Origin of the sequence: Aminobacter niigataensis (genome assembly GCF_014200015.1) — a bacterium.
GTDB lineage: Bacteria > Pseudomonadota > Alphaproteobacteria > Rhizobiales > Rhizobiaceae > Aminobacter > Aminobacter niigataensis.
In genome coordinates, this window is the sequence record NZ_JACHOT010000008.1 from 151433 (window position 1) to 168573 (window position 17141).

Below are 17141 nucleotides of genomic sequence, written 5' to 3' on the forward strand. Positions count from 1 at the left end.
GCGAACAAAGAAACGCCCGCAGCAAAGGCGGGCGTTGTCTCCTGACGGTTCCGGCGAGGGCAGCGCGCGTCCTTCAGACGCGCGGCGGTCTACGTAAACGAGCGCACAAGACTGCCGACGAGCAGGTTCCAGCCGTCGATCAGGACGAAGAACAATATCTTGAACGGCAGCGAGACCACGGTTGGCGGCAGCATCATCATGCCCATGGCCATGGTGATGGTTGCGACGATCAGGTCGATGACGAGGAAGGGCAGCACGATCAGGAAGCCGATCTCGAAGCCGCGCCGGATCTCGGAGATCATGAAGGCCGGAACCAGGATGCGCAGGTCGACCTTGTCTTCCGATACCGTCTGGCCGCGCTCGCGAGCGAGGTCGGCGAACAGGTTGAAGTCCTTGTCGCGGACGTTGTGCATCATGAAGGTGCGGAACGGATCGGAGATGCGGTCGACGGCTTCGGTCTGGGTGATCTGGTTGTCCATCAGCGGCTTGACGCCGTTGTTCCAGGCCTGATCGAAGGTCGGCGACATGACGTAGAAGGTCATGAACAGCGACAGCGAAATCAGGATCAGGTTGGCCGGCGTCGACTGCAGGCCGATGCCGGTGCGCAGGATCGAGAAGGCGATGACGAAGCGGGTGAAGCTCGTGACCATGATCAGCAGACCCGGCGCCACCGAAAGCACGGTGAGCAGGCCGAACATCTGGATGATGTAGCCGATGGTGGCGCCGTCGGCATTGCCGATGGCGCCGAGGTCGAGCTGCTGCGCGCTCGCGGGCAGGGCGGTGCCGGCAAGGATGGCTGCGGTGGCCAGGAGTTTTTTCATTCGAACAGCAACGTTCTGATCAGCACTTCCTTGACGTGGCCGTCGCTGCGGATCGCGGCGCGTTCGTCGAGGTCGGTCTTGAGGTGGCGCAAGGCGCTGGCGCCCTGGACCTGATGGATCCGGAGCGTGCGCACGAAGGCGAGCAGGTCCTGGTGGACGCGCTCGGCGAGGTCCGGCGGTTGCGGTGCGTCGAGCACCAGGGAAAGCTCGAGGCGCACCCACATGCTGTCGGGGGCGGCGAGGTTGGAGGTGATGGCGGGCAATTGCACCAGGGTGCCGGCGCCTTCGGTCGCGCCGGTGTCGGTGCTGCCCTCTTTCGCGGTGTGGGGCTTGGCTTGTTCGGCTGCGGCCTGCTCGACCGGCTTGGCTTCGCCGTAGAGATAGCCGCCGGAGAGCCAGCCCATGCCGATGGCCGCAGCGGTCATCAGCAGCAGGATGCCGACCTGGACGACGAGCGAGGGGCCGGATTTCTGGGCGGGGGTCTGTTCGATCGCTGACATGACCTGACCTAGAAGGGGAGAACCTGGTCGAGGAACTGCTGGCCATAAGGTGGCTGCTGGACCTCGGTGATACGGCCGCGGCCGCCATAGGAGATGCGTGCTTCGGCGATGCGCTCGTAGGGAATGGTGTTTTCGGGGCCGATGTCGGACGGGCGGACTATGCCGGCGATGGTCAGCACGCGCAGCTCGGCGTTGACGCGGACTTCCTGCGAGCCACGGATCATCATGTTGCCGTTGGGCAGAACCTCGGTGACCACGGCGGCGACAAGCAGGTTGAGCTTTTCCGAGCGCGTGGTGGCGCCGTCGCCGGAGAAGACCGACTTGGAGCCGGCGCTGCCGTCGGCCGAGCCGCCCGTGCCGACACCATCCCATTCCATGTCGAGGCCTGCCCCGATGGTCCTGTTGGTGGTGCGGTTGCGCTCGGACTCGTTCTGGAAGCGGGCCCGGTCGTCGATCTCGATCTTGACGGTCAGGATGTCGCCGGGTTGAAGCGCGCGCGGATCGGTGAACATGCGGCTCTGCTTGTCCTGCCACAGCGAGAAACGCTTGGGCGGTGCCGAGGGTGCCTCGGGATAGCGGTACATCGTCGAGCTGCCATCCTCGATGCCGGAACCGACGGCCGACATCTTCGGCTCCTTGCCGATTTCCTTGAGGTCGGTGGCGCAGCCGGCGAGGCTGGCGAGCATGGCCGCGAGGAGGGCTTTTCTGATCATGAGGGGTCTTCCCGGCGGGCGGCGCTCGCCATGATGCGGGTCAGCTCGGCGGCCGACTTGCTTTCCATTTCGTTGAGGATGACGCTCGACTTGCGGGCGTCGAGCTTCATCAGGATGGCGGCGGCGAGATCGACATGCATGACGGCCAGGCGCTCGGCCGCGGCATCGGGCTTCATGCGCGAATAGATCTGGACGACGCCTTCCTCGGCGCGGGCGAGGAAGACCTCGCGGCGCTTGAGCCAGGTTTCGTACTCGGTCTTGCGCTCTTCGAGCAGGGCGATGCGTTTGTCGACCTCGGCCTGAAGCTTCTTCAACTCCTCGGCCTGGAGGGCATAGCGGCGGTCACGGGCGGCGTCGGCGATGTTGGAGCAGAAACGCTCGACCTCGCTAGGCTCGAGCGCGGCGGTCATCTCGCCGGCGGGTTGCTCGGTGGGGATTTCGCGCTCGACGACGCGGGTGGGCACGCCCTGGACGGGAGCAGCAGCGGCTTCGCCCGTGGCTTCCTCAGCAAGGGCGGAAGCACTGCCGAACAGCACGATGGCAAGCACTGCCGCTGCAAGTGCGCGGCTGCTGGTTGTCCTGGAGTGTCGGATCAAGGCCATGGCTTACTGCACCACCAGGTCGGCCTGGAGCGCGCCGGCCGACTTGATGCCCTGGAGGATTGCGATGATGCCGTCCGGCTTGACGCCGAGGCGGTTGAGGCCGGCGACCAGCGTCTGCAGGTCGGGGCCTTCGAGCATCGCCAGCTTGGAGCCGGGACGCTCGGCGTCGATGACGGTGAAATCCTCGACGGCGGTCTCGCCGCGCGAGAACGGCTCGGGCTGGACGACGCGCGGCTGCTCGGTGATGCGGACGGTCAGCGTGCCGTGGCTGATGGCGACGCGCGCGATCTTGACCTCGTTGCCGATGACGATGGTGCCGGTACGCTCATCGACGACGACGCGGGCAGGCGTGTCGGACATGACCAGCAGGTTTTCCAACTCGGCATAGAAGCGCGCCGTCGAAATGCCCTCCGGCTTGCGGATGGTGACGGTGCGCGAATCCTGCTCGCCGGCGACACGCTTGCCGAAGCGATGGCGGGCGTAGTCGTTGATGGCGTCGGCGATGCGCACCGAGGTCGAGAAGTCCGGATTGAAGAGCTGCAGCGTCAGCATGTTCTCGTCGCCGAAGCGGGCCTTGACCTCGCGCTCGACGATGGCGCCGTTGGGTACCCGGCCGGCGGTGGGAATGCCCTGGGTGACCTGCTCGGCCGCACCCTGGGCAGTGAAACCGCCAACGAGCATGGAGCCTTGCGCCACGGCATAGATCTCGCCGTCGGCAGCCTTGAGCGGGGTCATGACCAGTGTGCCGCCGGCGAGCGAGGAGGCATCGCCGAGGGACGAGACGTTGACGTCGATGCGCGCGCCGGCCTGGACGAAGGCGGGCAGGTTGGCGGTGACGATGACGGCGGCGACGTTGCGAACGCGGGCGCGGCCATCCTCGGAGGCGATGCCCAGGTTTTCCAGCATGGCGCGGATGGACTGCTCGGTGAACGGCGAATTGCGCAGGCTGTCGCCCGAGCTGTTCAAGCCGATGACAAGACCGTAGCCGACGAGCTGGTTGTCGCGGGCTTCCTGAAGCGAGGCGACATCCTTGATGCGGACATTGACGAGGTTGGCGCCGGTGCCGCTGTTGAGCGTGGTCATCCGTCCGCCGTCGCCGGCACTGGCGAAGTTCTCGCCAAGCTCGGCAACCGCACCACCTCCAGCGGCCGTGGCACCGCGTGCCTTGAGCTGCGATGCGGGGACGCCGTCGGGGCCGTCGGCATGGGCCACCTGCAGACCCAGAACGGCAATTGCCGCGAGCACCAGTCTGCGGATCATGACGCACCCACGCGGATCGAGCCGTCGGCCATGACGACACCAGTGAATATCTTGCCGCTGTCGAGGTTGCGGACCTTGACGATGTCGCCGGCGGCACCCGGCTCGAGCGTGACGGCAGCGGCGGAGATCATCAGCCCGGCAGCGGCGAAGACGACCTGGACGGAAGAGCCGCGGTCGACCAGCCAGGCCTCGCGGAGCGCTGCCACCGGAACGTAGCGACCGGGCAGCAGCGTGCGCTTGGCGACCCTGCCGTCGAGCTCGTCGGGGAGGGTGGCGACCGCGTCCGGCCGCACCTTGCCCGGCTTGAGAGTGATTTCCTTGAGCGCGGACAGCACGATCGTCTCGCCGGGATAGATGACGCGGTTGGGAACGAGCACGACCTCCTGCTCGGCAGCCAGTGCCGTGCCGCCAAGCATGGCGAAGGCGAGCACTGCCGCGCGTAGCCGAGGGAGGGCGTTCCGTCGCCGCATGACAATCACCGGATATTCTTGGAGACGACGGCGGCCATTTCGTCAGCCGCCTGGATGATCTTGGAGTTCATCTCATAGGCGCGCTGCGCCGAGATCAGCTCGGTGATTTCCTTGACCGGATCGACGTTGGAGTTCTCGAGATAACCCTGCTTGATGGTGGCGAAGCCGGGGCTGCCCGGCAGGCCGGTGACGGCGGCACCAGAAGCTTCAGTCTCGGAGAACAAATTGTCGCCCAGCGGCGCGAGCCCTGCCTCGTTGGCGAAGTTGGCCAGATCCAACTGACCTTCGAGCTGCAGCGCTGTCTGGTTGGAGAGGCGGGAGAAGACCTGGCCGGCGTCGTTGACGATGACTTCGAGCGCATCGGGCGGGATGGCGATGCCGCCGCTGACGACATAGCCGTCGACGGTGACGAGCTGGCCGGTGGCATTGGTGTTGAAGGAGCCGGCGCGGGTGTAGAGCGTCTGGCCGTCGGCACCCTCGATCTGGAACCAGCCACGGCCGGTGAGCGCGAGGTCGAACTGGTTGCCGGTGTTGGTCAAGCCGCCTTGGATATGGACGTTGCGGACGGCAGCGGTCTTGACGCCGAGGCCGATGCTGACGCCTTCGGGCACGACCGACGAGTTGGCGCGGCTAGGCACGCCCTGCATGCGGTCGACCTGGTAGAGCAGGTCGGAGAATTCGGCGCGGGCGCGCTTGTAGCCGGTGGTGTTGATGTTCGCGATGTTGTTCGCGATCACCTCGAGATTGGTCTGCTGGGCATTCATGCCCGTTGCAGCGATGGCCAGTGCTTTCATCGGGATGTTCCTCAGATGCCCATGCGGCTGACTTCGAGATAGGCCGTGACGATCTTGTCGCGGATGGCGATGGCTGCTTGAAGCGCCTGCTCGGCGCTCATCACCGCGTCGACCACCTCGCGGGTGTCGGCCTTGCCCTGGAGGCCGGCGATGGAAAGCTGCTCGGCCTGGCGCAGCGTGGCCTGGGTCTGGGCGGCGGCGTCCGAAAGAGCGGCGGCGAAGGACGAGGCGACACCTGCGGCCGCGGTCGAGCCAGCGTCGGGAACGACGCTCGTCGGCTTGGTCAGGATCTGTTGGCCGAGCGGGCTGATGGCACCGATCATGACTGGCTCCTCATAAGATCAATGGTCATGGAAATAAGATCGCGCGCCTGCTTGATGACTTGCAGGTTGGCTTCATAAGAACGGTTGGCCTCGGTCATGTCGGCCATCTCGATGATGACATTGACGTTCGGCATCTTGACGTAGCCATTGGCGTCGGCCGCTTCGTTGCCCGGCTGGAACTCCAGCGGGAAGGCGGACTGGTCGTGGCCGATCGCGGCGATCTCGACGGTCGAGGCGCCGGTCGCGCGGTCAAGCTCTGCGGCGAAGCTGACGGTCTTGCGGCGATAGGGCTCGGCGCCGGGCGTGTTGCCGGTCGATTGCGCGTTGGCGAGGTTTTCCGAGACGATGCGGAGACGTTCGGACTGGGCTCCGAGACCGGAACCGGCGACCTTGAGGGCGGCGACGAGCGGATCCATTCAATCAGCCCTTGCTGCTCAGCATGATCATGCGGTGGAATGCCTTGACGATGGCCGTGTTGAGCTCGAAGGAGCGGCGGACCTCGCCGGCCTTCATCAATTCGTCTTCCATCGCCACCGTGTTGTCGGAGGGAAGCACCGCGTGCCTGGGCTCTTCCGGCTTCACGGCAAAGCCCGCTTCGGTGGCGCCGCCGGTGAGATGGCCCGCCTGGGTCGACGTCATGGCGACCCGGGAACGGTCAAGCACGCGCTCGAACGGTTCGATCTCGTTGGTCCGATAGCCCGGCGTGTTGGCGTTGGCGACGTTGCCGGCGATGGCGTTCTGGCGCACCGAGAGCCAGCGTGCCTGCTGGGCGGCCAGATCGAACAGATTGACGGGTTCCATGGAAATCTCCGAGCAGATTTCCGGACACTATTGGGTCAGTCTTGCGCGGGCCTTGCGCGGGGGGCCGGCGCATCGGGCCTCAGCGCGAGACCTGGAGAACCTCGTCGCGCGAGGTGACCAGCACCCACTTGCCATTGCGCTGCTCGATCGAGGCGACCTTGCTCGAATCCGGCAGGACCGAGCCGGCCTGGACGACCCAGAGGCCGGCATTGTCCTGGATCATGGCGCGGCCGTTGGCGACGTGGACAAGGGTGAAGTCGATCTTGGGGCCTGGAAACGGCTGTTCGGCAGCGCCGGGAACGCCGACCTCGTCATCCTTGCCACGGCGCAACGAACCGGTGGCGAAGAGGTCGAGCTTCATCGCCGGAATGTCCTCGACCGACATCGGCGCGCCGACGCGCTCGGGCTGCTGACCCATGGCGAGCGGGATCGGCTGCTCGTTCTGGCCGCCGCCTGAAAATTTCATGGCGCGGATGCCGAACTTCTCCTGGTTGAAGAAGATGTACCAGGGAAACAGCGCGCAGGTGAGGCCGAGCGTGATGCCGAGGCAGGCAACGACGAAGTCGCTGCTGCGGTCGCGCTTCTTGCGTTTCGGCGTCATGGGCCTGATCGGGGCCGCCGGGCGCAGGCGCTGGAACAGCGAACGCGGCTTGTCCTTCGCCTCGATGATGTCCAGAAGCTCGCGCGCTGGGTCATTCCGCCTGAACATGGGGTCTTTCCTTGGCTCTCAAATAGCTTGCGAGGTCGGAGAACGGGTCAGGCGACGGCCCGTCGGCGGGCGATTGTGCCAGCGCTTCGTAGATCACCGGAACCTGGCGCACGGCCAGGTCGAGTTCGGGGTCGGCGCCGGCCTGGTAGGCACCAAGCAGGCGGATGTCGCGCGTATCCTCGAAACGCGAGATCATCGCCTTGAGCTTGCCGACGAGCTGGCGCTGCTCCGGCGTCCAGGCCTTGCCGGCAAGGCGCGAGATGGACGACAGCGGATTGACCGGGGGATAGCGGCCCTGTTCGGCGATCGAGCGGTCGAGCACGATGTGGCCGTCAAGGATGCCGCGGACGGAATCGGCGACCGGATCGTTGTGGTCGTCGCCGTCGACGAGGACAGAGATGATCGCCGTGATGGAGCCCTTGCCCTCCATGCCGGGACCGGCGCGCTCGAGCAGCTTGGGCAGGTCGGTAAAGACCGAGGCCGGATAGCCGCGCGCTACCGGCGGCTCGCCGGCGCCGATCGCCACCTCGCGCAGGGCGTGGGCGAAGCGGGTGATCGAATCCAGCACCAGCAGCACGCGGTCGCCGCGGTCGCGGAAATGCTCGGCGACGCGCATCGCGGTATCGGGCGCGCGGCGGCGCATCATGGCGCTCTCGTCGGAGGTGGCAACGACAGCGACGGTCTTGGCCATGGAGGCCACGCCGATGGTGTCTTCGAGGAATTCGCGCACTTCGCGTCCGCGCTCGCCGATCAGGGCGACGACGACCGTGTCGAAGGCATCGGCGCCGGCGAGCATGGCAAGCAGCGTCGACTTGCCGACGCCGGAGCCGGCGAAGATGCCCATGCGCTGGCCCAAGCAGAGCGGGGTGAAGATGTCGATGACGCGGACGCCGGTCATGAAGCCGGTTTCGACACGCTGGCGGGCGAGCGCTGCCGGCGGCACGGCTTCGGCCGCGTCCTGCCTGGCATTGCGGACCAGCGGCGCGCCGCTGTCGATGGGTCGGCCGAGCGCGTCGATGGCGCGGCCGCGCCAACTCGGGTGCGGGGTGATGGCGATGGGGCCCCGGGTGAAGATGGCGTCGCCGACGCCGACCTCGCCGCTGCTCTCATAGGGGGCGACCAGCACCTCGTCGCGACCAATCTGGACGATCTCGCCGCGGCGGTTGCGGCCCTGGCCACGATGCTCGACGATGTCGCCGAGGCGCGCGCTGGATGACAGGCCGCCGACCTTGTAGTGGGTCGGCGCTATTTCGGTCACCCTGCCGCCACGTCTGACCAGAAGACGGTCGTCGGCGAAGCGGTGCATGATGCGCTCCAGCGCCTCCAGCCGGTTGTCGTGCACGAGCGGGGGCTCGGTGCGTATGGCGGTCAGGGAGGTGCTCACTTACTTCGAGCCGAGCGTCTTGATGGCGTCGGAGAACGAGGCGTCGGTCTGGCGTATCAGGGCTGCGGTGTTCTCGAAAGCGCGCTGCACCATGATGAGCTTGGTCATCTCCTTGATCGGATTGACGTTGGACTCCTCGACGAAACCCTGGACCATGCCGGCTTCCATGCGGTCGACCACCGGCTCCGGCGTCGTCGGCGGCACGACCCCGGAATTGCCGTAACGGACGAAATTGGCGCCGGGGTTGAATTCGTAGAGGCCGATGGCGCCGATCAGGCGACCGTCCTGGCGCAGCGAGCCGTCGGCGCCGGCCGTAGGCGGTCCGGCACGCGGGTCGAGCTGCATCGGCGCGCCGCCGGCATCGAGCACCGGGTAGCCCTCGACTGAGACCAGCTGGCCGTCCTGGGTTATGGTGAAGCGGCCGTCGCGGGTCATGACGGTGCCGGCCGGCGTATCGATGCCGAACCAGGCGTCGCCGCGAATGGCAAAATCGAACGGGTTGCCGGTTTCGCGCATGCCGCCATGCTGGGTCGAAAGGTAGGTGTCGCCCGCCGAAGCGAAGGAAACCGATTTCGAGCCAAGGCCGGAGACGACATCCTCGAACTTCACCCCCGTAGCGCGGAAGCCGACGGTCGAGGCATTGGCGACGTTGTCGGCGATGGTGTTGAGGCGCTTTTCCTGTGCGACCTGGGCGGAAAGGGCGACGTATAGACTGTTCTGCATGGTGACCTCAGAACCTCAGTTTCTGCATGGCGAACATCAGGTCGGTCGACACGCCGTAAGCCGGCGGCATGCCGAACAGGATGCCGACTGACGCCTGCACCGGCGACGACGGGTTGTTGATCTCCCAAAGGCTGGTGAAGCGCTTGAGGAATTCGCCGAGCTTCTTGGGATTGGAGAAGTCCGTGATCTTCAGCTTCTCTTCGAACAGCTTGACCTGGCGGTCGATGTCGGCCGAAGCAAAGGCTTCTGGCAAGCCGAGCGCGGTGCGCACGACCTTGGCCAGAGCGGGGTCGGCGAGCACGTCGTAGAAGCTGCCGATGGAGGATGCCTTGCGTTCGAAATAGAGCGCCAACCGGACGCCTTCGTTGTCCCTGCCCGCGTCCTCTTCCAGCGTCTGGCGCAGGAACTTGTCGGTTGCCGGTTGCTGGGAAGGATTGATGGTTGTGGCATCGGCGCCATGGGCCTCGAAGTTGAAGGCGGTGGCGAAGGCGGCGTAGCGCTTGTCCGCCATCTCGTTGGCGTAGCTTTTGGGATCGCGAACACCGCCGGCCAAAACCTTCTCCATCATCTCCTTGTTGGGGATGGAGGCTTCGATGCCGAAGGATTTCATCGCGAAGGCGTAGAGCCTGGTGTCGGCCATCAGATCCTTGGCCGACGTCACCTTGACGATGTTGTCGAGGTAGTACTTCACTTCCTTCTGGACGGCTTCCGACTTGGGATCGCCGCCGTCCATCCCGACCCGCAGCAGGTATTTGTCGACGGCGCCCTGCTGGGCCTTGTTGAAGACCGTGGCGCGTTCGCCGAGCTCGGCGAAGTTGAAGCTCTTGACGAATTCGGCGTAGCGCTTGTCGGTCAGCTTGTTGGCGAAGCTGTCCTTGTCGGCGACGCCTTCCTTCAGCGCCTTGACCATGAACGCCTTGGCATAGGCCATGTCCTGCAGGCCGTGGGCCTTCATGGCATATTTGAACAGCCGGTCGTTCTTGACGAACTCATCAATGGTTTTCACCTTGGTGATGTTCTTGAGGTAATATTCGGTCTCGCGCTCGATGATGGGCTGCTTTTCCACGCGTTCGAGAGCCTTGCCGATGTCTCTCGCGATCAGCTGGTAGCTTGTATAGGTATTGAGCACGACACGCCCTTCCGCCGCAGGATAGACTGGGAAGGCTACGCTCAAATGCTTGCGCGAGGCTGAATCGTTTTCGCGTCGTCCCTTCAAGCCTCACACAAGGCACAGCCGCTATCTGTGCATGCATAGTGCTTTGAATGCGGAAGGACCGGCTTGTGGGTATTCTGATCGGACTCGTCGTGACGCTGGGCTGCGTGCTTGGCGGCTTCATGGCGATGGGCGGACACCTCAACGTCCTGATGCAGCCGTGGGAACTCGTCATCATCGGCGGTGCGGCGCTCGGAACGTTCCTCGTCGCCAACCCTATGGCCACGGTGAAGGACACCGGCAAGGCGATGGTCGAGGCGCTCAAGCAGCAGGTGCCGAAAGAACAGGACTATCTCGAGACGCTCGGCGTGCTGCACTCGCTAATGCGTGAGCTGCGCACCAAGACGCGTTCCGAGGTTGAAGCGCATATCGACAACCCCGACGAGTCGGCGATCTTCCAGGCCTTTCCTTCGGTGCTGAAGAACTACGACCTGACGCATTTCATCTGCGACTACTGCCGCATCATCATCATCGGCAATGCGCGCTCGCATGAGATCGAAGCGCTGATGGACGAGGAAATCCAGACCATCCGCGCCGATAAGCTCAAGTCCTATCACGCGCTGATCGCTGTCGGTGACGGCCTGCCGGCGCTGGGCATCGTTGCTGCGGTGCTCGGCGTCGTGAAAGCGATGGGCGCCCTCGACCAGTCTCCCGAGATCCTCGGCGGCCTGATCGGTGCCGCACTCGTCGGCACCTTCCTCGGCATCTTCCTGTCTTATGCCGTGGTCGCGCCGATCGCCACCAAGATCAAGACGGTGCGCGAGAAAAAGAACCGCCTCTACATCGTCGTGAAGCAGACGCTGCTGGCCTACATGAACGGCTCGCTGCCGCAGGTGGCGATCGAGTTCGGCCGCAAGACGATCTCGTCCTACGACCGCCCGTCGATCGACGCGGTGGAGCAGAGCACGCTGAACACGGGCAATCTCGAAAAGAAGGCGGCCTGAGCCAATGCGGGACGCTGACAAAGGGCATCGCCAGTCATGAATACCACCGCAAGCCCGGCGGAACCGCGCGACCTCGTCATCGAGCGCCTGCTGGGCGACACCGGCGAGCCAGCCAAGGTGCATGCCGCCGCCCGCCGCCTGGCGGAACGTTCGGCGACAGCGATTGCCGCCGCCGTCAACGAGGTGCTGCCGTCGCCGATCTTCGTCGAAGTCGCCGAGGTCAAGCTCGGCCGCATGGCCGACGCCAAGACCGGCAAGAACAACCAGGCCATGTGCGTGGCGGCGACCCGGACGTCGCCTGACGGGCTGGTGATGACGTTCGACCCGCAGGCGATCGCGATCCTCGTCAATGTCATGTTCGGCGGCGATCCGGACCGCGAAGTCGCAGCCATCGAGCGCGAGCTGTCGTCGATCGAACTCGGTGTCGTTTCGCTGCTCATCCAGGACGTGGCACGGGCGATGAATGCGCAGGGCGCCAATGGCGGCCTTGGTGTTAAGCTGCCGGTGCCGGAAGCGATTACCAGCACGGTGATGAAGAAGCACGTGTTCCGCGACGGGCCTTCGGCGCGCGTCGTGCTGTCGGTCTCGACGGCGGTGTCTCGCGGGACGCTGACCCTGACGCTGCCGCAACGCGTGCTGGTCGAGGATCGCCGCGACAAGAGCGAGGCGGAGTCCGCGCCGGCCACGGAATGGAGTTCGCGCTTCTCCGACGAGCTGATGCGCTCGACCGTCCGGCTCGAGGCGTCGATGCCGCTCGGACGCATGACCCTTGGCGATCTCTCCGTGCTCGAGTTGGGGCAGGTCATCGAACTCGCCGAAAACACCCAATCCAATGCCGTGATCTCGGCGCGCGGCAAGTCACTGTTTGCGTGCGAATTCGGCAAGCTCGGCCAGAACTACACCGTCCGCATCAGGCGTCCGTTCGATGCCACCGAAGAAACAATTGAAGGGATCGTCGCGGGTTGAGGCGATGCGCTGCCAAGCAGCGCCCGGCACCGTGAACGACAGAACTGGAGAACACCGATGAGCAAGGCGCAGCCCAAGCCCGAGGTCGAAAAGCCCGAAATCGAAGCCGAGGACGACCAGCTCAACCGCGCCATCGAAGAACTGCGCGGCGTGCTGAGCGAGGAAGAGAAGCGCCCAGGCGCCGCTCCCGCCGCCGCCGCCGGCAACAGCGTCATCTTCGACATTCCGGTCGAGGTGCAGATCGTGCTCGGCAGCACGGAGATGCCGGTGTCCGACCTGATGACGCTGCAGAAGGGTTCGACCGTGGCGCTCGACCGCCGCATCGGCGAACCGGTCGACGTGGTGGTCAACGGCCGCCGCATCGCGCGCGGCGAGATCACCGTGCTCGAAAGCGACCCGTCGCGCTTCGGCATCCGGCTGACCGAGATCGTCGCGGCAACCAAGAGCGCCTGAGGAGCCCGACCGTGCTTTCCCCTGCTTCGAGAAAGGCCTCCGCATGACATTGCTGGCGACGCTGACGCGGCCGCAGAAGGCGGCGGCCATTCTGGTGGCGATGGGCAAGCCGTCGGCGAGCCGGCTGCTCAAGTTCTTCAAGCAGGACGAGCTCAAGGCGCTGATCGAAGGCGCACGGCTGCTGCGCACCATTCCGCAGGCCGACCTCGAACGGATCGTCGCCGAGTTCGAGGCCGAGTTCACCGAGGGTGCGGGCCTGCTCGATTCCGCCGACAAGATGGACACGATCCTCAACGAGTCGCTGTCGCCCGAAGAAATGAGCGCGCTGATGGGCAAGGACGAGCCCGCCGCCAAGAAGGACACGACGCCGCCGGTCTGGCCGCAGCTCGAAAAGCTGGAGCCGGCGCAGATCGGCACCTTCCTTTCCAACGAACATCCGCAGACGGCGGCGATGATCCTCTCCAACCTTGTCCCGACCTATGCCGCAAGCGTGGTGCTGACGCTGGACAAGCCCCTGCGCAGCGAAATCATCAAGCGGATGATGGAACTGGCGAGCGTGCCCCCGGCCGCGACCAAGCTGGTGGAGGACCAGATCCGCAACCGCGTGCTGACCGAAAGCGCCCAGAAGGATACCTCGGCCGGCCAGACGCGCGTCGCCAGCGTGCTCAACGAACTCGACAAGTCGCAGCTCGAGGAAGTGATGAACGACCTGCGCGAGGTCGGCATGGCCGACCTCGATGCCATCCGCGCCCGGCTGTTCTCGTTCGACGATGTTCCTGTCATGTCGCAGAAGGCGCGCGTGGCGCTGTTCGACGGCCTGTCGAGCGAACTGATTACCCTTGCCCTGCGCGGCACGGCGCTGCCGCTTGCCGAAGCAGTGCTTTCGTCGATCGGCGCGCGCACGCGGCGCATGATCGAATCCGAACTCAGCCAGGGCTCGGAAGGCGTCCAGCCGGCGGAGATCCTGCGCGCCCGCAAGACCATTGCCTCCACCGCTTTGCGCATGGCGAACGAGGGTCTCCTCGAATTGCCGTCGGCGCAGAACGCCGCCTGAATTCGCGCCAGGGTTCCTGAGCGATGGCGGACGGCGAGGACAAAGACTCCAAAACAGAAGAACCGACAGAGAAGAAAATCCGCGACACGATGGAGAAGGGCAAACTGCCCGCCTCCAAGGAAGTGGCGATCTTCACGTCGTTCCTGGCGATCCTCGTCTACACCGTGTTCTTTGCCAGCAATTCGGTGGCCGAACTCGGCGTCTTCCTGTCGAACTTCCTGGAAAAACCGGAAGCCTGGCCGCTCGGCACCGAACGCGATGTCGTCGAGCTCTACCAGGCGGTGGCAGTCGAGGTCGGCCGGGCAATCGCCAGCCTGTTCCTGATGCTGGTGGTGGCCGGCGTCGGGGCGTCGCTGGTGCAGAACGTCCCGCAATTCATTGGCGAACGCGTCCGGCCGCAGGCCTCGCGGATCTCGCTGACCCAGGGTTGGAAGCGCATGTTCGGCGTGCAGGGGTTCGTCGAATTCCTGAAATCGCTGGGCAAGCTCGGTTTCGCGATCATCGTGCTGATCTTCGTGCTTTCGGACGACCTGCGCGTGCTGCTGACCGGCATGATCACCAATCCGGTTGCCTATGGCAGCGTCATCCGCAACATCGCCGTCGACATCCTGGTGGCGATCGTCTTCGTCATGGGCGCGATCGCCGTTGCCGACTTCGTCTGGTCGCGTTTCCACTGGTTCCAGGAACAGCGCATGACCAAGCAGGAGGTCAAGGACGAACTGAAGCAGTCGGAAGGCGATCCTATCGTCAAGTCGCGGCTGCGCTCGATCGCCCGCGACCGTGCCCGCCAGCGGATGATGACGGCGGTGCCGAAGGCGACGCTGGTCATCGCCAACCCGACCCACTTCGCCATCGCGCTGCGCTATGTCCGCGACGAGAATGCGGCCCCGGTCGTGCTCGCCAAGGGGCAGGACCTGGTGGCGCTGAAGATCCGCGAGATTGCCGAGCAGAACGGCGTCCCGGTGTTCGAGGACGTGGCGCTCGCACGCTCCATGTACAAGCAAGTTTCGGTGGATAGTGTCATTCCACCTCAGTTCTACCAGGCCGTCGCCGAGTTGGTGCGGATCGTTTACGGAAACAGGGCCCAGCGCAATCAGCCATGAAAAACCAGACGCATGCTTTGTCCCGAGAAGTCCTTGTCGCAACAGCTATCCAGCCGGTGGTGCGCGAATTGCGCCTCATCGACATTGCCGACTACATCGCCTTCATTCGGATGGAGCATTTCGGCAACGTGGCCGATCTCGTCGACTCCGCGGCGGAGCTCTATTTCATGCCGGGCGCATTGCGGCTCGGGCTTGGCGGCGAGGCGCATGTCAGCTGGACCGGCGCGCCGCGCATCGTGCTCGACCTCGAACTCAGGCCGGAAGGGGCGGTGGTCTATTTCCAGCTGTCGATGACGGCCAACAACGCCTCGGTCGAGGTGCACTACGTGTCGTTCGAAAAGCCCGACCTGGAGCCCGAGAAGAACACCGAATATCTCGCCGCCGCCATCCAGCACGCGATGATCCGAGGTGCGGAACCGCGGGCCGAGGCGGCCTAGGATTCAGGTGCTGCCTGACCTGGTTCTCGATACAGCCTAGTCGATCAAGCCCATGCGCAGGGCCTTGGCGACCGCATGCATGCGGTTGACCGCATTGAGCTTCTGCGTCGTCTGGGTGAGGTACTGGTTGGCGGTGTGGACCGACAGCTTGAGCAGCTTGGCTATCTCTTCGCTGGTGTAGCCGCGCGAGGTGAGCTTCAGGCATTCGATCTCGCGGCGCGACATTGCCGGCATGTCGGACGAGCGGCCGGGAGCGAGGCTGGCAACCGCGCCGAACAGCGCAAAGCAGCGGCCGTGCAGGTCGTGCAGCGAATGCGGGCTGGGTGCCAGATCGGGACCGGCGAAGATCAGCAGTCCCGCCTGGCCGGCGTCGGTATAGACGGGGAAGGCGATGCCGCGGCCGCTCTGCGCCAGGGGCTCGATCCGGCTCGTCCAGGCGAGCTGCGAAAACGGCTTTTCAGCGTCGGCATCGTCGGCCCACCAGCAGGGCGCCGTCGACTGCCTGATGTGGCGCATCAGATGTTCGCCTATGCCGCCGCCGAGCAGTCGGGCCGCGGACATGGTGCTGGGATAGTCGGAATCGAAGACAGGCGTCAGCCGGCTGCTGTCGGAGGACGAGCCGGCAAGGCAGAGCGCGAAGTCGCGCGCGCCGAGATCGATCGCTATCCAGCGGCAACGCTTGGCAGCATCGGCGAGGGTAACGGCGTGCTGGCTGGGTGGACGACCAGCGGCCGAAACGTCCTGCCTGAGGTCGAGTGCGCGGCCAGGCTGCCTTGACTGGGCGTAGCTCAAATGATGCCGCTCCTGATCGCGGTCGCAATCGCCATGGCGCGATTTGAGGCCGACAGTTTCTGGATCGCATGCGTGATGTAGCTGTTGACCGTGTTCGACGAGACGCCAAGGATCAGCGCGACTTCATCGGTGGTCTTGCCCTCGGACACCCAGAACAGGCACTCGCGCTCGCGGTCGGAGAGCGGGTCCCGCATCGTCGCTGCGGCGAGGATGGCCGGTGCCTGGGACAGCGCATAGCAGCATTCGAGCTGGGTGCGCGGCATCGCGGCGGGATCGATGCGGCCGGCCTCGGCGGCGGAGAACAGCACGAACAGGCGCTGGCGGCCGACATGCAGCCTGAGGGCGAAAATCTCGGCATGGCCGAGGACGTCGAGCAGGCGGGCTTCCTCTCCGCCCAGGACGGCGGGAGCCTGCGCGGCAATCAGGCTCTGCGGGCGGACGCCCGGGGCGCTGGCGAAGGGGCTCTGGGCAAGCCCGGCGATAAGGGCGTGGCCGGCGATCTGGATGGCGTCGTAGATCCAGTTCGAGGCGATGATCTGGAGATTGTCGCGGTCCTGGTCCTGGGGAATCGCGACGAGCATGTAGCCGTCGGCACCGATCTCGTCGGTCATATTCATGAAAAAGGCCGTGAGATCGCTGCGCGATGCGAGCCTTGCTGCGACGGTCGTCTGTTCGTTGCGGGCTGCGAGGGCGGTCATGCGGTACTTGGCCAGAATCCATTTGAGGCCGGAAAAGGCTGGTGCCTGAACCGGGTCGAAAATCACTTCACTTGGGCGAAAAAACGCGACGCGGACACCTGAGGTACCCATCGGCCGAATCCGTGCTGGTCGCGCGAAGCCTGACGCGCTCTCCACCGGGAAAGTTCCCGGCATTTCAGAGAGTTGGTGGTTCGCCGCGCCCCCCGAGGACCGGCTGATTCGGGTTCAATCTAACCCCTCGCGAATCGCTCCGCAAACAGAATTGACAAAAAGTTAATTCAGAGTCCTCCAACAGACTCAGCGCGGTACCGAAGGCCCGTCAAATGCTGGGGAAGTGCGGTCGAAAATCGCCATTGATCGGTCGGGGCATTCGGCTTAACG

22 protein-coding genes are annotated in these 17141 nt (G+C 65.0%); 6 read left to right on the plus strand and 16 right to left on the minus strand.

Annotated elements, in window-relative coordinates; genetic code table 11:
- Positions 1–89: 89 nt before the first annotated feature.
- The 14 genes from fliP to GGQ99_RS22795 form a co-directional block, all read right to left on the minus strand.
- Positions 90–821 carry a flagellar type III secretion system pore protein FliP gene (gene fliP / locus GGQ99_RS22730; RefSeq protein WP_108607141.1) on the minus strand — a complete coding sequence of 244 codons (732 nt, stop codon included), beginning with the start codon at positions 819–821 and terminating at the stop codon, positions 90–92.
- Positions 818–1321 (minus strand): flagellar basal body-associated FliL family protein, encoded by a 504-nt coding sequence (locus tag GGQ99_RS22735; RefSeq protein ID WP_183264269.1) that lies wholly within the window; start codon positions 1319–1321, stop codon positions 818–820. Before GGQ99_RS22735 ends, fliP begins: the two co-directional genes overlap by 4 nt.
- An 8-nt stretch (positions 1322–1329) precedes the next feature.
- Positions 1330–2034, minus strand: a complete 705-nt coding sequence (gene flgH / locus GGQ99_RS22740; RefSeq protein WP_108607143.1) for a flagellar basal body L-ring protein FlgH — start codon at positions 2032–2034, stop codon at positions 1330–1332.
- Positions 2031–2636: a MotE family protein gene (locus GGQ99_RS22745; protein ID WP_183264270.1), complete on the minus strand. Its 606-nt coding sequence runs from the start codon at positions 2634–2636 to the stop codon at positions 2031–2033. The genes flgH and GGQ99_RS22745 overlap by 4 nt, the downstream gene beginning before the upstream one ends.
- A 3-nt stretch (positions 2637–2639) precedes the next feature.
- On the minus strand, positions 2640–3719 hold the full coding sequence (locus tag GGQ99_RS22750) for a flagellar basal body P-ring protein FlgI (protein WP_404801276.1): 1080 nt from the start codon (positions 3717–3719) through the stop codon (positions 2640–2642).
- Positions 3720–3892: 173 nt separating this feature from the next.
- A complete protein-coding gene (flgA, locus tag GGQ99_RS22755; RefSeq protein ID WP_246389710.1) occupies positions 3893–4312 on the minus strand; it encodes a flagellar basal body P-ring formation chaperone FlgA in 420 nt (139 codons plus the stop codon).
- Between the two features lie 59 nt (positions 4313–4371).
- Entirely contained in the window at positions 4372–5160 is a 789-nt protein-coding gene (gene flgG, locus GGQ99_RS22760) for a flagellar basal-body rod protein FlgG (RefSeq protein WP_108607146.1), read from the minus strand.
- Positions 5161–5171: 11 nt separating this feature from the next.
- Positions 5172–5483 carry a flagellar hook-basal body complex protein FliE gene (gene fliE, locus GGQ99_RS22765; RefSeq protein WP_108607147.1) on the minus strand — a complete coding sequence of 104 codons (312 nt, stop codon included), beginning with the start codon at positions 5481–5483 and terminating at the stop codon, positions 5172–5174.
- Positions 5480–5899, minus strand: a complete 420-nt coding sequence (gene flgC, locus GGQ99_RS22770) for a flagellar basal body rod protein FlgC (protein ID WP_055980239.1) — start codon at positions 5897–5899, stop codon at positions 5480–5482. The genes fliE and flgC overlap by 4 nt, the downstream gene beginning before the upstream one ends.
- 4 nt (positions 5900–5903) lie before the next feature.
- Complete coding sequence (gene flgB / locus GGQ99_RS22775) at positions 5904–6284, minus strand: flagellar basal body rod protein FlgB (RefSeq protein WP_108607148.1); 381 nt, start codon at positions 6282–6284, stop codon at positions 5904–5906.
- A 79-nt stretch (positions 6285–6363) separates the two neighbouring features.
- Positions 6364–6993 carry a hypothetical protein gene (locus GGQ99_RS22780; RefSeq protein WP_108607149.1) on the minus strand — a complete coding sequence of 210 codons (630 nt, stop codon included), beginning with the start codon at positions 6991–6993 and terminating at the stop codon, positions 6364–6366.
- A complete protein-coding gene (gene fliI, locus GGQ99_RS22785; protein ID WP_245439821.1) occupies positions 6977–8299 on the minus strand; it encodes a flagellar protein export ATPase FliI in 1323 nt (440 codons plus the stop codon). Before fliI ends, GGQ99_RS22780 begins: the two co-directional genes overlap by 17 nt.
- 78 nt (positions 8300–8377) lie before the next feature.
- Positions 8378–9100: a flagellar basal-body rod protein FlgF gene (gene flgF, locus GGQ99_RS22790; RefSeq protein WP_183264273.1), complete on the minus strand. Its 723-nt coding sequence runs from the start codon at positions 9098–9100 to the stop codon at positions 8378–8380.
- Positions 9101–9107: 7 nt separating this feature from the next.
- On the minus strand, positions 9108–10229 hold the full coding sequence (locus GGQ99_RS22795) for a DUF1217 domain-containing protein (protein ID WP_183264274.1): 1122 nt from the start codon (positions 10227–10229) through the stop codon (positions 9108–9110).
- A 152-nt stretch (positions 10230–10381) separates the two neighbouring features.
- On the opposite strand from GGQ99_RS22795, the gene motA reads away from it, so the two are divergent.
- From motA to GGQ99_RS22825, 6 genes are read left to right on the plus strand one after another with little or no spacing between them, the layout of a single operon-like run.
- A complete protein-coding gene (gene motA / locus GGQ99_RS22800) occupies positions 10382–11257 on the plus strand; it encodes a flagellar motor stator protein MotA (protein WP_108609765.1) in 876 nt (291 codons plus the stop codon).
- Positions 11258–11293: 36 nt separating this feature from the next.
- Positions 11294–12223, plus strand: a complete 930-nt coding sequence (locus tag GGQ99_RS22805; protein WP_183264275.1) for a FliM/FliN family flagellar motor switch protein — start codon at positions 11294–11296, stop codon at positions 12221–12223.
- 57 nt (positions 12224–12280) lie between these two features.
- Positions 12281–12676, plus strand: coding sequence for a flagellar motor switch protein FliN (fliN, locus tag GGQ99_RS22810; RefSeq protein WP_183264276.1), 396 nt, complete (start codon positions 12281–12283; stop codon positions 12674–12676).
- 43 nt (positions 12677–12719) lie between these two features.
- Positions 12720–13730 carry a flagellar motor switch protein FliG gene (locus GGQ99_RS22815; RefSeq protein WP_108607154.1) on the plus strand — a complete coding sequence of 337 codons (1011 nt, stop codon included), beginning with the start codon at positions 12720–12722 and terminating at the stop codon, positions 13728–13730.
- 23 nt (positions 13731–13753) lie between these two features.
- Positions 13754–14833 (plus strand): flagellar biosynthesis protein FlhB, encoded by a 1080-nt coding sequence (flhB, locus tag GGQ99_RS22820; protein WP_108607155.1) that lies wholly within the window; start codon positions 13754–13756, stop codon positions 14831–14833.
- Positions 14830–15270 carry a hypothetical protein gene (locus tag GGQ99_RS22825; protein WP_183264277.1) on the plus strand — a complete coding sequence of 147 codons (441 nt, stop codon included), beginning with the start codon at positions 14830–14832 and terminating at the stop codon, positions 15268–15270. Before flhB ends, GGQ99_RS22825 begins: the two co-directional genes overlap by 4 nt.
- A gap of 36 nt (positions 15271–15306) precedes the next feature.
- Here GGQ99_RS22825 and GGQ99_RS22830 read toward each other — a convergent pair whose 3' ends face one another.
- Both GGQ99_RS22830 and GGQ99_RS22835 read right to left on the minus strand, forming a co-directional pair.
- Positions 15307–16062 carry a helix-turn-helix transcriptional regulator gene (locus tag GGQ99_RS22830; protein WP_183264278.1) on the minus strand — a complete coding sequence of 252 codons (756 nt, stop codon included), beginning with the start codon at positions 16060–16062 and terminating at the stop codon, positions 15307–15309.
- Positions 16059–16871 (minus strand): helix-turn-helix transcriptional regulator, encoded by an 813-nt coding sequence (locus GGQ99_RS22835; protein WP_246389704.1) that lies wholly within the window; start codon positions 16869–16871, stop codon positions 16059–16061. The genes GGQ99_RS22830 and GGQ99_RS22835 overlap by 4 nt, the downstream gene beginning before the upstream one ends.
- Positions 16872–17141 lie beyond the last annotated feature (270 nt).

What these genes read in the sequence shown, in the direction of transcription:
- fliP (WP_108607141.1), bottom strand. Translation starts at nt 821, where the DNA reads ATGAAAAAACTCCTGGCCACCGCAGCCATCCTTGCCGGCACCGCCCTG.
- GGQ99_RS22735 (WP_183264269.1), bottom strand. Translation starts at nt 1,321, where the DNA reads ATGTCAGCGATCGAACAGACCCCCGCCCAGAAATCCGGCCCCTCGCTC.
- flgH (WP_108607143.1), bottom strand. Translation starts at nt 2,034, where the DNA reads ATGATCAGAAAAGCCCTCCTCGCGGCCATGCTCGCCAGCCTCGCCGGC.
- GGQ99_RS22745 (WP_183264270.1), bottom strand. Translation starts at nt 2,636, where the DNA reads ATGGCCTTGATCCGACACTCCAGGACAACCAGCAGCCGCGCACTTGCA.
- GGQ99_RS22750 (WP_404801276.1), bottom strand. Translation starts at nt 3,719, where the DNA reads ATGACCACGCTCAACAGCGGCACCGGCGCCAACCTCGTCAATGTCCGC.
- flgA (WP_246389710.1), bottom strand. Translation starts at nt 4,312, where the DNA reads ATGCTTGGCGGCACGGCACTGGCTGCCGAGCAGGAGGTCGTGCTCGTT.
- flgG (WP_108607146.1), bottom strand. Translation starts at nt 5,160, where the DNA reads ATGAAAGCACTGGCCATCGCTGCAACGGGCATGAATGCCCAGCAGACC.
- fliE (WP_108607147.1), bottom strand. Translation starts at nt 5,483, where the DNA reads ATGATCGGTGCCATCAGCCCGCTCGGCCAACAGATCCTGACCAAGCCG.
- flgC (WP_055980239.1), bottom strand. Translation starts at nt 5,899, where the DNA reads ATGGATCCGCTCGTCGCCGCCCTCAAGGTCGCCGGTTCCGGTCTCGGA.
- flgB (WP_108607148.1), bottom strand. Translation starts at nt 6,284, where the DNA reads ATGGAACCCGTCAATCTGTTCGATCTGGCCGCCCAGCAGGCACGCTGG.
- GGQ99_RS22780 (WP_108607149.1), bottom strand. Translation starts at nt 6,993, where the DNA reads ATGTTCAGGCGGAATGACCCAGCGCGCGAGCTTCTGGACATCATCGAG.
- fliI (WP_245439821.1), bottom strand. Translation starts at nt 8,299, where the DNA reads ATGCACCGCTTCGCCGACGACCGTCTTCTGGTCAGACGTGGCGGCAGG.
- flgF (WP_183264273.1), bottom strand. Translation starts at nt 9,100, where the DNA reads ATGCAGAACAGTCTATACGTCGCCCTTTCCGCCCAGGTCGCACAGGAA.
- GGQ99_RS22805 (WP_183264275.1), top strand. Translation starts at nt 11,294, where the DNA reads ATGAATACCACCGCAAGCCCGGCGGAACCGCGCGACCTCGTCATCGAG.
- fliN (WP_183264276.1), top strand. Translation starts at nt 12,281, where the DNA reads ATGAGCAAGGCGCAGCCCAAGCCCGAGGTCGAAAAGCCCGAAATCGAA.
- GGQ99_RS22815 (WP_108607154.1), top strand. Translation starts at nt 12,720, where the DNA reads ATGACATTGCTGGCGACGCTGACGCGGCCGCAGAAGGCGGCGGCCATT.
- flhB (WP_108607155.1), top strand. Translation starts at nt 13,754, where the DNA reads ATGGCGGACGGCGAGGACAAAGACTCCAAAACAGAAGAACCGACAGAG.
- GGQ99_RS22825 (WP_183264277.1), top strand. Translation starts at nt 14,830, where the DNA reads ATGAAAAACCAGACGCATGCTTTGTCCCGAGAAGTCCTTGTCGCAACA.
- GGQ99_RS22835 (WP_246389704.1), bottom strand. Translation starts at nt 16,871, where the DNA reads ATGGGTACCTCAGGTGTCCGCGTCGCGTTTTTTCGCCCAAGTGAAGTG.